This is a genomic window from Paenibacillus sp. J31R120, assembly GCF_056269225.1.
Genome location: NZ_JBWDNN010000001.1, coordinates 583,856 through 598,570, shown reverse-complemented (window position 1 = coordinate 598,570; position 14,715 = coordinate 583,856). Strand labels below are relative to the sequence as shown.

General features: G+C 54.7%; 10 protein-coding genes. All 10 read right to left on the bottom strand.

The window, feature by feature from the left end; genetic code table 11:
* Positions 1-256: 256 nt before the first annotated feature.
* The 10 genes from murA to AC0YNW_RS02560 all read right to left on the bottom strand — a co-directional run bounded on the left by murA (position 257) and on the right by AC0YNW_RS02560 (position 14,704).
* On the bottom strand, positions 257-1,534 hold the full coding sequence (murA, locus tag AC0YNW_RS02605; RefSeq protein ID WP_475830646.1) for a UDP-N-acetylglucosamine 1-carboxyvinyltransferase: 1,278 nt from the start codon (positions 1,532-1,534) through the stop codon (positions 257-259).
* A gap of 15 nt (positions 1,535-1,549) precedes the next feature.
* Positions 1,550-2,455, bottom strand: coding sequence for a UDP-N-acetylmuramate dehydrogenase (gene murB, locus AC0YNW_RS02600; RefSeq protein WP_387471932.1), 906 nt, complete (start codon positions 2,453-2,455; stop codon positions 1,550-1,552).
* Positions 2,456-2,611: 156 nt separating this feature from the next.
* Positions 2,612-3,724, bottom strand: coding sequence for an undecaprenyldiphospho-muramoylpentapeptide beta-N-acetylglucosaminyltransferase (gene murG, locus AC0YNW_RS02595; RefSeq protein WP_475830645.1), 1,113 nt, complete (start codon positions 3,722-3,724; stop codon positions 2,612-2,614).
* A gap of 5 nt (positions 3,725-3,729) precedes the next feature.
* Positions 3,730-4,827 carry a stage V sporulation protein E gene (gene spoVE, locus AC0YNW_RS02590; protein WP_475830644.1) on the bottom strand — a complete coding sequence of 366 codons (1,098 nt, stop codon included), beginning with the start codon at positions 4,825-4,827 and terminating at the stop codon, positions 3,730-3,732.
* Positions 4,828-4,871: 44 nt separating this feature from the next.
* Positions 4,872-6,305 carry a UDP-N-acetylmuramoyl-L-alanine--D-glutamate ligase gene (gene murD, locus AC0YNW_RS02585; protein WP_475830643.1) on the bottom strand — a complete coding sequence of 478 codons (1,434 nt, stop codon included), beginning with the start codon at positions 6,303-6,305 and terminating at the stop codon, positions 4,872-4,874.
* A 76-nt stretch (positions 6,306-6,381) separates the two neighbouring features.
* Positions 6,382-7,338, bottom strand: coding sequence for a phospho-N-acetylmuramoyl-pentapeptide-transferase (gene mraY, locus AC0YNW_RS02580; RefSeq protein ID WP_475830642.1), 957 nt, complete (start codon positions 7,336-7,338; stop codon positions 6,382-6,384).
* 4 nt (positions 7,339-7,342) lie between these two features.
* Entirely contained in the window at positions 7,343-8,755 is a 1,413-nt protein-coding gene (locus AC0YNW_RS02575; protein WP_475831254.1) for a UDP-N-acetylmuramoyl-tripeptide--D-alanyl-D-alanine ligase, read from the bottom strand.
* Complete coding sequence (locus AC0YNW_RS02570) at positions 8,755-10,242, bottom strand: UDP-N-acetylmuramoyl-L-alanyl-D-glutamate--2,6-diaminopimelate ligase (protein ID WP_475830641.1); 1,488 nt, start codon at positions 10,240-10,242, stop codon at positions 8,755-8,757. The genes AC0YNW_RS02575 and AC0YNW_RS02570 overlap by 1 nt, the downstream gene beginning before the upstream one ends.
* Before the next feature lie 77 nt (positions 10,243-10,319).
* Positions 10,320-12,260 carry a stage V sporulation protein D gene (locus AC0YNW_RS02565; protein WP_475830640.1) on the bottom strand — a complete coding sequence of 647 codons (1,941 nt, stop codon included), beginning with the start codon at positions 12,258-12,260 and terminating at the stop codon, positions 10,320-10,322.
* 104 nt (positions 12,261-12,364) lie between these two features.
* Positions 12,365-14,704, bottom strand: coding sequence for a penicillin-binding transpeptidase domain-containing protein (locus AC0YNW_RS02560; protein ID WP_475830639.1), 2,340 nt, complete (start codon positions 14,702-14,704; stop codon positions 12,365-12,367).
* Positions 14,705-14,715: the final 11 nt, after the last annotated feature.

Here is a 14,715-nt window from a genome sequence, read left to right as displayed (position 1 = left end):
TGTCCCTCTTTTCTGTGAAACGAAGGCTTCCTAAGGGTTTGCGGAGCAAACCCAACATCGGAAGCATAAGCTTAGGGTGCGTAAGCAAACCCACATCGGAAGCATAAGCTCTAAGGTTTGCGTAAGCAAACCCACATCGGAAGCATAAGCTCTGAGGTTTGCGTAATCAAACCCACATCGGAAGCACACGTCATCACCAATGGCCGATGTACAGGAAAGCCATTCGTTTCTATATAGCCGAAGTCTAGCATATGATTTAAAGATTAGGCGCCTGCGGCACAGGTGAAGACCGGGATATGCGCGCTCCAAGCCTGGTTAGCATGGTCTCGATCCGATCGTAGCCTCGATCGATATGGTGAACTTGCTCCACGATCGTTCGGCCTTGCGCGGCAAGCCCTGCTATAACAAGGGCGGCTCCAGCCCTCAGATCGGTCGCCTCCACCGTCGCTCCGTACAAGCGCGGCACGCCCCGAATGAAAGCGGCATTCAAGTCGACGCGAATATCGGCTCCCATGCGCGACAGCTCATCCACATGCTTAAGCCTGCCTTCGAAAATCGTTTCTTTCAAGATGCTGACTCCGTCGGCCAGCGACAGCAAAACCATGATCTGAGATTGAAGATCAGTTGGAAATGCCGGATAAGGCGATGTGACGATCCGTTCAACCGCCTTTGGTCTGGCAGAACTGCCGACCTTTATTATATCACCGTCGACGACAATTTGAACACCTGCACGGCGCATCACATGAATAAGCGAGGATAAATGGGCGGGCTGTGTATTCTGGAGCGTGACCTGGCCGCGTGTAGCCGCGGCTGCTACCATGACGGTTCCCGTTACGATACGGTCCGGAATGACCTTGTAACGGCAAGGCGTAAGCCGATTGACGCCATCGATGGTAATGGTGTCGGTGCCCGCTCCCATAATTTTGGCGCCCATGGCATTTAAGAATCGCTGCAAATCTTGAATCTCAGGCTCTCGCGCAGCATTGCTGAGCGTTGTACGCCCCTCTGCAAGAACGGCAGCCATCATAATATTTTCCGTAGCCCCGACGCTCGGGAAGGACAGATGAATGTCGGCGCCAGTCAGCTTACTTGCCCGGCATACAATCCGGTTGCCCACTTCCTCGATCTCCGCGCCAAGCGCTTGCAGACCTTTCAGATGCAAATCAATTTTTCTCTCGCCGATGGCGCATCCGCCAGGCTGGTAGACTTGTGCTTCGCCGAAGCGAGACAGCAGCGGTCCCATGAGGAAGATGGAGGAGCGCATCTGCTTCATCAAATTCTCCGGCACATGGGACGTATGGGCGGATGTTGTATCCAGTACCACCGTGTCGTCCGTATGCTCGGCGCGACATCCTAATTCGCGCAAAATGTTCAACATGACGTCGATATCCAGCAAATGCGGCACGGAATCGATCGTCGTCGTGCCTTCTGCCAGCAAGCTGGCAGCCAATATCGGCAAGGCGGCATTTTTCGCTCCTTGGATAACTATGGTTCCTGAGAGTGGTTTCCCGCCTTCAATCACCAATTTGTCCAATGTATCACCTCCGAATTACCGCTCGCCCACCACCAATACTTCCGGCACCAGCTTGACGCCAAAACGCTGCTCTACAGTGCTCTGAATATGGGACATAAGGGCGAGAACATCTCTAGCTGTCGCTTGCCCGGTGTTGACAATAAAATTGGCGTGCATTTCGGATACTTGCGCTTCCCCGATTCGGAATCCTTTAAGCCCTGCTTCCTCGATTAGCCGCGCCGCATAATCGCCCGGCGGGTTGCGGAACACGCTGCCTGCAACTGCTAGCTGCAGGGGCTGGGTCCTCAGCCTGCGCTCCTTATAGGAGGCCATAGCGGATGCAATCTCCATCCGGTCTCCCTCCGCAAGCTCAAACGCTGCTTCCACGACCAGACCCTTCATCTCGTGAAGAGCGGAATGACGGTATTCAAAGCGCATTTCCTCTGCTCCGTAACGAACCAATTCTCCTGTTTCCAGTACAATGTCAGCATATTTGAAAATACGTGACACATCCGATCCGTGCGCCCCAGCGTTCATGTAGACGGCTCCGCCGACCGTGCCCGGAATTCCCCCCGCGAATTCAAGCCCCGTCAAGCCTTGCTTGCCTGCCATAACCGACAGTTTGATAAAAGAATAAGATGCGCCCGCAATCGCGGTCGCCCCTTCAAAACGCACGTAATCGAGACCATTGGCCGGTTTGATCACAATGCCGCGAATGCCCTTGTCGCCGACAAGCATGTTGGAGCCGCGACCCAGATTGGTCCAGCTTTGCCCATGTTTAATCAACAGCTTAACAATGGCAATAAGTTGTTCTTTTCCTGCGGGAAGGATTAATAGATCGGCGGGACCGCCGATTTTCCATGTTGTATGTTTGGTTAGCGGTTCATCATATAATAGTTTTCCAAGATTCGCTTGCTCAAGCTCCGCTATAAGTGCTTCCATCTGCGACTACCTCCTTCGATGCTGCGTTTCTTGCCGTTCGCTGCGGCTGCATAGCCGCTATTATGTGATCTTACGCTCCCGTTGGTGTCGGTCACGAATATAAGGTATCTTATGCCCCCCTGGCACGTTGTGTGACAATCGCCCAGTTCGCCCGGTCTATCTCCGCTTGCGGTCCATTCGCATCAGCGCATCCGCAATGCGGTTCGCCGAATCGGGTACAGCCAGCTTCGCCGTGGACGCCGACATCGCCTTCATACGGTCCGTGTCGCTAAGCAGCTCTTCCATCAAGCCGAGCAAAGCTGCGCCGGACAGGTCCTTCTCCAGCAATATTTCGGCTGCGCCCGCCGATACCAGACTGCGCGCATTCGCTTCCTGATGATTATTGGTTACATTAGGGGATGGAATCAGAATGGACGGCAGTCCCAGCGCTGTAATCTCCGCCAGTGAAGATGCCCCTGACCGGCTGACGACAAGCGTAGCATCCTTCAGCACTTCCGCCATGTTATGAAGATACGGCACCAGTGTCAGCTTCTTAAGCGACCCGGGCGCTTCTTTACTGATGCGCTCCTTCGTGGATTCATAATAAATTTCGCCGGTCACAAAGACGATATGGGCGTCTCCAATGCGCTCCAGCATAGGAGCCATCGCAATGATGGCCTCATTCAGGGCGCGTGCCCCGCGGCTGCCACCCACGACAAGCGCTAGACGCGTGGACGGCGGCAGGCCTAATGACTGAAGCCCCTTGCCAGGAACGGCTCGGAGCACGTTGGTCGCACATGGATTGCCTGTGAACGACGTTTCCTTCGCCCTAGGGAACTGCGATGCCGATTCCGGGAAGCTGACGCCGACATGATCGGCGTAACGGGATAAGAACTGATTGGTTAGGCCCGGAATGGCGTTCTGCTCATGAATGAACGTCGGGATGCCGAGCTTGGCTGCCGCATAGACAACAGGGCCGCACACATAGCCGCCTGTGCCGATAACGACATCCGGCTTGAATTCGCGGAGCAGCACTTTGGAACGCTGCGCGCCTTTCAGGAATCGCACAATCGTCTTGACGTTCTCGAATGACAGCTTCCGGCGGAAACCGGTAATCTCAATTGCCTCGAACGGGATGCCTTGCTCCGGCACGACTTTGCTCTCCATGCCTTTGGCTGTGCCGATATATAATAGCTTCGTGTCCGGATCGTTCTGCATCATATGCTTGCCTACGGCGACCGCGGGATAAATATGGCCGCCGGTTCCTCCACCGGTCAACACGATACGCATAATCTTCACCTCGAATAACGGGATATGTTCAGCAGGATGCCGAGCGCTGTCAGCAGCAATGTGAGCGAAGAGCCCCCATAGCTGACCAGCGGCAGCGTAATGCCGGTAACGGGCATCATGCCAATGACGACACCAATATTAATGAGCACCTGCACGCCGATAATGCCGGTAATGCCGACTGCGAGCAGACTGCCGAACGTGTCTGGGGCTGCGATAGCAGCGCGGATACCGCGCCAGACGACCACCAGGAATAATAATATTAGAGCGACGCCTCCGATAAAGCCAAGCTCCTCCGCCAGAATGGAAAAGATAAAATCCGTCTGCGGTTCAGGAAGATAGCTGAACTTCTGCCTGCTCATGCCAAGGCCGAGTCCGACCAAGCCGCCGGGCCCGATAGCAAATAACGATTGAATGATTTGATAGCCGCCGCCGAGCGGATCGGCCCATGGATCCAAAAAAGATGTAATACGCTTCAAGCGATAGGGAGCTGCAAGGATCAAGCCGACTAAACCGACGACGCCGATCATCGCCAGACCGCCCAGATGGGATAATCTGGCCCCTGCCGTAAAAATCAAAATGAGGGATGCGCCTACCATAACCGCGCCGGTACCGAGGTCCGGCTGCAGCATAATCATACCGAATGCAAGGCCGACAAGCCCAAGCGGCGGCATTAACCCTTTGGTGAAATGAGTAATGGTCTGCTGCTTCTCCGACAGCCACTTCGATAGGAACAAGATCATGGCCAGCTTCATGAACTCCGATGGCTGAATGCCAAAGGAGCTGATGCCAAGCCAGCTGCGCGCTCCGCCGCGGACGACGCCCACGCCAGGGATCAAGACAATAACTAATAGCCCGAAACATACAATTAAGGCCATCGGCGCCCACTTCTTCCAAGCGGAATAATGGACGTTCATAGTAAATAGTAACGCACCTACGCCCAGTACGGCAAACAATAGCTGCCGCTTCACGTAATAAAACCGGTCGCCGAACTCATGGAAAGCGAGCACGGCGCTCGCGCTATACACCATTACAATACCGATCGTAAGAATAAGCCCTATTGCGGCAAGCAGCCAAATATCCGGGGCAGACCGCGCTTTTGCCATCGCGAACACCTCTTAGCATGGGAAAGTAGGGACAGGCCCCCTACTTACAAGGTATGCGCCGATTGCTTAAAAATGCTCCCTCTCTGCTCATAGGATGCAAACATGTCCCAGCTTGCGCATGCAGGCGACAGCAGGACGGTATCGCCCGGCTCTGCCAGCGCAGCCGCTTGGCGCACGGCTTCCCTGAGCGTGCTTTCGGCGTCACCTTCAGCGTTCACCGAATGGGCATTAGCTAAACCTGCCAGCTCTGCGACGCGAAGAAGCTTCTCCTTCGTCTCTCCCAGCGCTACCAGACCTTTCAGATTGCGGAATGCAGGCAATAGCTCCATATAATCGGAGCCTCTGTCCAGTCCGCCGGCTACGAGCACGATAGGTCCTTTGAGCGAGCGGATCGACATCGTGGAAGCAGTCGAGTTGGTCGCTTTGGAATCATTGTAGAACTTTACGCCATTCAGCTCGCGGACAAATTCCAGCCGATGCTCGACACCCTTGAAGAGCTCCAGCGGCTTCGCGAGTCCTTCAGGCGGAGCCCCGGCTGCAAGCGCCGCCGCAATAGCCGCAAGCGCATTGGCTGTATTATGCCGCCCCGGTATGCCCAGCGTGTCGACCGGCATGATAATGGTCTCGCCACCGCCTGCCGAAGCCGGACGGCGATACACAATCATTCGCCTCGGCTCTTCTAATCCGTCTGCGTGAATGTCTCTGTTGTACGGAGGCTCCACGCATACACCCGTCTCCAGCCGTTTGTATATGGAGAACGGCAGCACATCGGCAGAGAGGCCTCCCGCAATACCCCGGCAAGTCTCGTCATCCCAATTTAGTACGGCGGTATCCCCGCTCTCCTGATTAGCGAACAGCTTGCGCTTGGAGGCGACATAATCCTCCATGTCTCCGTGATAATCCAGATGCGTCTCAGCCAGGTTCAGCAGCAGGGCAATCCGTGGACGGAATGCAGAGGTGCCTTTCAACTGGAAGCTGCTTAGCTCCGCTACAATCCAGCCATCCTCTTCTGCTTCCCCGACAGCGTCGCATAAAGGCAATCCGATATTCCCTGCCACGATCGGCTTCATGCCCGCCGCCTCCAGCAGCTTGCCGATGAGTGTCGTTGTCGTGGTTTTGCCGTTAGAGCCTGTAATCCCGATAATCGGAGCGGGAGAAAACCAATACGCAGCTTCTACTTCCGTAATCACTTCTACCCCGCGCTCAAGCGCTTGACGCACCGGAGGCGCCGAATAGGGAATACCGGGATTTTTGACCAGCAAAGCGGTTCGCTCGTCGATCAGATCGTCCGGATGGTAGCCGCATAGCACAGAAATGCCCAAAGCGGTCAATTCGTCCGCTTCGGGACATGTCTCCTTCTTATCATTAACGATCACATCTGCGCCCAGCTTATGGAATAGCTTCGCTACGCTGACGCCGCTTCTGGCAAGACCCAGGATAACGACACGTTTGTCACGATAGGTTGACGGATGATTCATAACGACATCCCTTTCTATGGATGCAGGAAGCGGCTCTCCGTGCGAGAACCGCCCCTTGCGTAATAATGTTGGTTTGTTAGATGACGAACATAATGCCAACAGCGGCGAACAGCAGCCCGACCAGCCAGAATACCGTCACGACCTTCCACTCCGACCAGCCGACCAGCTCGAAATGGTGATGGATCGGACTCATCTTGAAGATGCGTTTTCCTCTAGTCTTGAACGAAGCAACCTGAATAATAACCGATAGCATCTCCAGAACGAAGACGCCGCCAATGACGATAAGCAGAAGCTCCGTCTTGGTCAGAATCGCAACTGCGGCAATGCCGCCGCCAATGCCAAGAGAACCCATATCACCCATGAACACCTTCGCCGGGTGAGCGTTGAACACCAGGAAGCCTAGCACTGCGCCTATCATAGCAGCCGAGAATACGGCAGATTCATGCGCAGATGTCTGCAGCGCTACAATCGTGAATGCGCCGAACGCAATCGCGCTTGTCCCCGCCAGCAAGCCGTCGAGACCATCTGTAAAGTTGACCGAATTGCTCGCCGCGAACAGGATAATGACAACCAGCGGATAGTAGAACCAGCCCAGGTCAAAGCCCCATGCCGTTCCTGGCACTGTAATCTCCGTGCTGTGATTCATATTGTAGAGCATGGCGCACACGATGATAGAGAACAGAAGCTGTCCGAACAGCTTCTGCCTCGCCGTGAGGCCAAGCGATCTCTTGAATATGATTTTAATGTAGTCGTCCAAAAAGCCGACAAGTCCAAAGCCGAGTGAAGCCGTCAGCAGCACCCAAAATTCAGGTGTTTTATCCGCGAAGCGGATGAACGCAATCATAAGGGCAATCATGATGAGAATGCCGCCCATCGTAGGCGTTCCACCCTTCTTCAGGTGACTCTGCGGGCCTTCGGTACGGATCTGCTGGCCGAACTTCAGTCGCCGAAGCAAAGGAATGAACAATGGTCCAAGCAATACTGCTAGCAAGAATGAAACGCCTATCGAAAATAAAATGACCATCATGTCCATTTCCTCACCCCTTCTCCAAAGCTTGGACAACCTGCTCCATTTGCATTCCTCTTGAGCCTTTTACAAGGACAAGATCCCCCGGCTGGAGCTGTTCCCTAACCCACTCGGTTAGTTCTTTTTTATTTTCAAAATGCCGGATATAGCCAGCTTCCGCCGCATTCGGCAAATTCTTCGCGGCAGCTTCCGACGTGATCGCCGCTAATGCCCCGAATGTTGCCACCGCTTCCGCCTTGCCTTCCGTTATATATTCGCCAATCTCCCTATGCAGGGACGCTTCCTCCGGACCGAGATCCAGCATATCGCCCAGCACGATCCATCTGCGGCCGAAGCCGCCGAGTCCGCTTACCAGATCAATTGCGGCGCGCACCGCCGTGGGATTAGCGTTATAAGCATCGTTAAGTATAGTTGCTCCGTTATAGGCTTTCAACGGCTCGATCCGCATGCCAGTTAGCTGCAGCCCCTGAAAACCACTTGCAATGTTTCCGGGTTTGACCCCGAATACACGGGCCGCTGCAATTGCAGCAAGGGCATTGCTAATATTATGACGGCCAGGGGTGGTAATATGAAGCTTTTCCATTCCCGTGTCCGCGGATTTGTAACGAGCGGAGAACATGCTCCCGTCAGTTGCAAGCTCAATATTAGCCGCTGACCACTCATTCACGTCTTGTAGGCCGAACGTGCGAAGCGTGATGCCCTCAGGCAGGGGCATAGCTTCTAGCCCTTCATGAAGAAGCGGCTCGTCGCCATTGAACAGAAGGATGCCGTCATCGCCAAGGCCAGCCACAATTTCGAGCTTCGCCTTCGCAATTCCGTTGCGGGAGCCCAGTTGCAGCATATGGGCTTCGCCAATATTCGTAATGATAGCCACGTCAGGCTGCGCAATCTTCGTCAGCAGCTCAATTTCGCCGAAGCCGCTCATGCCCATCTCCAGTACAGCGACTTCCGTCTCCTCGTCCATTTTCAGAATGGTCAGGGGCAAGCCGATATGGTTGTTCAAGTTGCCTTCTGTCTTAAGTACGCGATATTGCGTGCCCAGCAGGGCTGCCGTCATGTCCTTTGTCGTGGTCTTGCCGTTGCTGCCGGTAATGCCGATCACACGGGCCATAAGCTCATTGCGGTAAGCTCCCGCCAGAGTTTGCAGTCCTTCCAGCGTATCCTTGACGAGCAGGAACGGAAGATGCGACAGCGAAGCCGGAATCTCTCTGCCCCGCTGCCACATGATCGCCTTCGCCCCGCTGGCGACGGCCTGCTCCACATAGTTGTGTCCGTCAAATCGGTCGCCGACTAGCGGTACGAACAGCTCGCCGCTCCCCGCTAATCTGCCATCCGTCATAATACCGTTTATCATGTCCTCCGGGCGGCCGCCCTTGCGCGCTCCGCCGCACATGGACGCGAGCTGCCCTACTGTCCGTTTTATCAATGTAATAGTCCCCTTATAGCTTCTTTTGCTTCTATTCGATCATCGAAAGGATAGACTCTCCCTCCGACAAGTTGGTAGGTTTCGTGACCTTTCCCCGCAATCAATACTACATCGCCTTGGCTTGCCATTTCAACCGCTTTTTGAATCGCGGCACGGCGATCTGGTATGAATAGGCAGCAGGACGCGTCCGTCTCCTCCTCTGCCAGCCCCGCCGCGATGTCCGCTATAATCCGGTCCGGGTCCTCTGTCCTCGGATTATCGGATGTCACGATGACCATATCGGCGTACCGGGCTGCAATCTTGCCCATGAGCGGCCGCTTGGTCCGGTCGCGGTCGCCTCCGCAGCCGAATACGCATATGATGCGGTTGTCCGCAAATTCCTGTACCGCTCGAAGCACGTTCTCCAGACCATCTGGTGTATGGGCGTAATCGACCACAACGGAGAAGGGCTGCCCTTCCTCCACGCTCTCCACCCGACCGGGAACACCGGGAATCGATTCCAGCGAAGCCTTAATCGCTTCCAGCGCGACGCCTTCAATCAGCCCAGCGGAGATCGCTGCCAAAGCGTTGTACACATTGAACTTCCCGGGCAGGCGAAGCTGGATATCGGCGTCTCCGCGGAACGTCTCGACATGGAAGAAAGTACCTCTGGCCGTTACGGATATCGAAGTCGCCCGCACATCGGCTTCCTGCTCCGTGCCATAGGTGATCACTTCAGCAGAAGTAAGCAGCCTGAAGCGGGCCGATGCCTCATCGTCGGCATTCAGCACGGCATAGGAACGCTCCTCTGCCGGCTGCGAGTAAGCATTGCCAAGTCTGGAAAAAAATAGCCCCTTCGCATCGGCATATTGCTCCATCGTGCCGTGATAGTCCAGATGGTCCTGCGTCAGATTTGTGAAGATCGCCGTTCGGAATCGGCAGCCCTTCACCCTGCCTTGCTCCAGCGCATGCGAGGACACCTCCATCGCGCAATAGCGCATGCCCGCATCCCGCATCTCACCCAGCTGCCGCTGCAGCTCATGCGCATCCGGCGTCGTCCCTTTCATGGGGAACGACCTGCCGTCGTAGCGCCACTCGATCGTTCCAATGACGCCTGTACGCATCCGCTGGTCATTCAATATTTTTTCTATTAAATAAGTCGTAGTCGTCTTGCCGTTTGTGCCCGTCACGCCGATCAGCTTGATGTGCTCGCTTGGATGGGCATAGACATGATCCGCGATTATAGCTGTTGCAAGCCTGCTGTCCTTAACGAGCAGCTGCGGCACGTCGATCGCAAGGAGCCGCTCTGTGACGAGAGCTACAGCTCCCTTGCGGACGGCATCTTCCGCATATGCATGGCCGTCTACCGTCAGCCCCGGCACGCACAGGAACAGCTGCCCGGGCTTCACCAGTCTCGAATCCTTCTCCATATCGCTAAACTCCGTCTCTCCATCCCCAACCAAACGAGCCGTAATGAGTAAATCCGTAAGATCGCGCAGACGCATCTCCTTCAATCCTCCCTCGAATACTCTGACGGAATACTATATGCCGCCCAGAGCAAACGCGTTAACGGGAGAAAAACTTAGTGTGCGTGAGGAATATCCTCTTCATCACCCAGATAGATGCGGATCGTGGAGCCCCGATCGACCCGCGTGCCTGCCGCAGGCGCCTGGCGAATGACCACTTTGCCGGTTCCTGCGGAAGTCAGATTGAAATTCATATTCAAATCCTCATAGAGATCGGATACGCTTTTCCCAATCAGATTAGGAACCGTAACGATCGGCGTCTCGCCGTACCTGTACAGCCGGTCGATCTGCTTCTCCCGAGGAGGGATATCCAAAATCGTCAAAGCGTCTTCCATGATATTGCGTACGATTGGTGCTGCGACGACACCGCCGAACTGGATGCCCTGAGGATTATCGACAGCGACGTAGACCACAATCTTCGGATCATCCGCAGGCGCAAAGCCAATGAACGATACGATGTGCTCATTCGGGGAGTAGCGCCCGTTCACAACCTTCTGCGCCGTTCCCGTTTTGCCGCCTACGCGGTAGCCGTCAATAAAAGCATTGCGACCTGTGCCTTTGGCGACAACGCTCTCCAGCGCTTCGCGCACCTCCCGCGATGTCTCCTCGGATATGACCTGCCGTACCGCCTCCGGCTCCATCGTTTGCACGACTTCCCCGCTTTCGCGGTTGATGAACGCCTTTGCCACATGCGGCTTGTAAAGCGTCCCCCCATTAATAGCGGCTGACACGGCCGCTACCTGCTGAATCGGGGTGACGGATACGCCTTGACCGAACGCAGTCGTCGCCAGCTCTACCGGTCCTACCTGACTCAGCTTGAACAGGATGCCGTTCTCCTCACCGCCGATATCGATGCCTGTCTTGGTGCCGAAGCCGAAGTTCTTAATATATTGGAACAGCGTATCCTTGCCCAGCCTGTTGCCTAATGCAACAAAGCCGGGGTTGCAGGAGTTCTCTACGACTTCCAGGAAGGTCTGGCTGCCATGGCCGCCCTTCTTCCAGCAGCGCAAGCGCGCTCCCCCGATCTCTACCGCACCGGGGTCGAAAAACCGTTCGTTTTTCAAATCCACTTTATTCTCTTCGAGTGCTGCTGCCAATGTAATGATCTTAAAGGTAGATCCGGGCTCATACGTCATCCAGATCGGCAAATTGCGGTTGTACACCTCAGAGGCAACTTCCTTGTACTTGTCCGGCTCGTATGTCGGGCGACTGGCCATGGCGAGGATTTCCCCATTGCTGGGGTCCATCGCGATAGCGATTATGCTATCGGCCTGCAGCGATGTCATCGCCTGGTCAAGCTCGCGCTCCATAACCGTCTGGACCGCCTGGTCGATCGTTAGCTGAAGCGTCAGCCCTTCCTTCGGCTCGACATACATATCCGAGGAATTCGGCATCTGGCGTCCTGCCGCATCCGACAGCCAGGAGACATTCCCCTGGATGCCGCTGAGCATTTCATTATACTTGGACTCCACACCCGTAAGTCCCTGGTTGTCGATGCCCGTAAAGCCAAGCAGATGCGCAGCCAGGCTGCCATAGGGATAAAAACGCTTATTATCCTCCGCGACCACAATGCCCGGCAAACTCAATTGCTGAATTTCATCCGCCTTCTCCAGCGTAATCTTCCTGCCGCCGGGAGCGAGCTTCACGATCATCGATTTGGTCTTGAGCTTCTTCAAGATGTTCTCCTGCGGCATATCCAGCATTCTGGACAATGTCGCGGCTGTCTCCTCATGATTCTTCACCTGCACAGGGATGGCCCAAACCGTTGGAGAACTGATATTGTATGCAAGCTGTACGCCGTTGCGATCCCATATTTCGCCGCGTTTGGCGACGTACGGAATGTCCCGTCTCCATGAATTCTCCGCCTTCTCCGCCAGCTCCGCACCTTTCCACAGCTGAACGTAAGCAAGCCGGAATCCCAGCGCAATGAACGCAACGCCCGCAAGGATCAGCACGATGAACAGCCGACGTCTAACCGTCACATTCGATACTTTCATTTCTATTCCTCCTTGTACCGCCGCTTGGCAACGAGCGTACGCTAACGCTCATTCCCAGCCTATTCGGGACAAGGGGGGGTTATGACAAGCTATCAGGCCGCGTCCTAATTTTCTCCGACATGCTCAATATCCGTGATGTCAGGCGGATCGCCGTCTGTCGTGCCCGGCGGATCGGCATTGCTGTTGCCTCCGGAAGCGTCAGTTCCATCGGCATCGCCTTCGCCGCTTTCGCCGTCGCCACCTTCTGTATTTGTTTCTTCAATGTCATTCGGATCAGGCTCGACATAATCATCCGAGCCAATCGGAGGAGACAGCTTCACTCGTATCGTCCTCACTCCGTTTTTCTCCTCCACCTTCTGCGAGACGACGAAGCCCGTCCCTTCCGTTACGAGCTTCGCTCCAATCAGCGAAGACAGCTCTAGAGCATCCCTTAGTGATACGCCGGTCAAATCTGGCACCGGAATCTTGTTCCGCTGCTCCGTGATGAGATAGAGCCGCTGAGTTGGATGGATCAGGGAGCCCGCCGCCGGAATCTGGGCGACGACTGTGCCGCCATTGCCTACAATCTCGAACGGCATCGCCTTGGCTTTCAATTGCGCTTTGGCCTTCGAGATATTGGCATCCTTCATATCCGGCACTTTCACTTTAACTTCCTTTGTCTCCGAATCGCCCTCCGGCACCCAGTTAGGAGCTACGCCCATCTTGCGCAAGCTCTTCAGTACAATCTCGCGGAAGGCCGGCGCCGCAACGGTACCGCCGCCCACATTCGGACTGTTCGGTTCGTCGACGGCAATATACAGGACGATCTTCGGGTTGTCAACCGGCGCATAGCCGATAAAGGAGACCATGAATTTTTCCTTCGAGTATTTGCCATTAATGAACTTCTGGGCCGTACCCGTCTTACCCGCCACGCGGTAGCCTTCGATATAGGCGTTTTTACCTGTGCCGATTGATTGGTCAGAAACAACTTGCTCCAAATATTCACCCACTTGGCGAGAGGTTTGCTCCGAGATGACTCTTCTGACCATCTTTGGTTCCGTCACCGTTGTGGTTTTGGTATTCGGGTCGGTAATGCTTTTGATAATATGCGGCTCCATCAGCTTGCCGCCGTTAGCGACGGCGGCAACGGCTGCCACCTGCTGGATCGCCGTTACGGCTACGCCTTGGCCGAATGAAGCCGTAGCAATTTCACTATTGTACTGAAAGCGGATTGACCCAGTCGCTTCATTCGTCAGTTCGATGCCCGTCTTCTGACCAAAGCCGAAGCGTGTGAAGTAGTCGCGAAGGCCCTCCGCTCCTAGACGCTCCAAACCCAGCTTGATGAATGCTACGTTACTGGACAATTTCAAGCCTTCCAGGAAGGTAATTTTACCCCATCCGTCCAGGTTATGGTCACGAATAACAACCGTGTCGCCCGGTATTTTATAACGACCGGATTGATACTCTTCCTCCGGATTGAAGTAGCCTTCCTCAACAGCCGCCGCTAGAGTGGCAATCTTGAACGTAGAGCCAGGCTCATAGAGAGATCCGACGGCATGATTGTACATGTTGGTATATGGACTCTTCCAATATTCGTTCGGGTCATACTCCGGCATATTGGCCATCGCCAATATTTCCATCGTATTAGGATCGGCTGCAATCGCTGTTGCGTTTTTTGGATTGTATTTCTTCACAATTTCACGGAGTGCTTCCTCCACATAGTCCTGAATATCATTATCGATCGTCAGGGCAATATTGCTGCCGTCCTGCGCCTGCTGGAAGTCCACCTCGCCTTTGGCAAGCTGCACGCGCGCCCCGTCCTTCTCATAGCGGAAAAAGCCGTCCACACCGGTCAGTCGGTCGTTGAAGTACGCCTCGACGCCCGTCATCTTCTCACGGTCGAGGCTGACATAGCCTACCAACTGCGAAGCCAGCGTTTTGCGCGGGTAATAACGCTTCAGCGTCTCGTTGATCATAATGCCCGTATCACTGCCCAATTTCTGCTCAATCAAATCCTTTTTCAATTCCTCTCGGAATTCAAGCAGCTTATCCGCCAGAGCTTTCTCAATCTGCAAGCCGCCATTGCGAAGCTCTCTATGGGCGAAATACACCCCTTCATCATTTTTGGCGGTAACGACCTCGCGCGCTGCGCTCTCCGAGATGCCTAGCGAATCTTTCAGTCCTTTAATAACCTCCTCTGCTATACCCAGCTTGTCTATTAACCTCGGATTTACCGAAACATTGTAAGCGAGCGTATCCATTGCCAAAACGTTGTCGTTCCGGTCCGTAATCGTCCCCCTCTTCGCCGTAAGCGTCTCAGCTGCCGCCCAGCGGTTTTTCGCCATAGAATAATAGGTATCTCTGTCTATTACTTGCACATAATAGATTCTTCCGATGAGAACGAGAAAAAGGAGGGTCATTACCCCTCCGAACAACAACGTGCGCAGTTTAATCCGTTTACTCATAATGTCACACC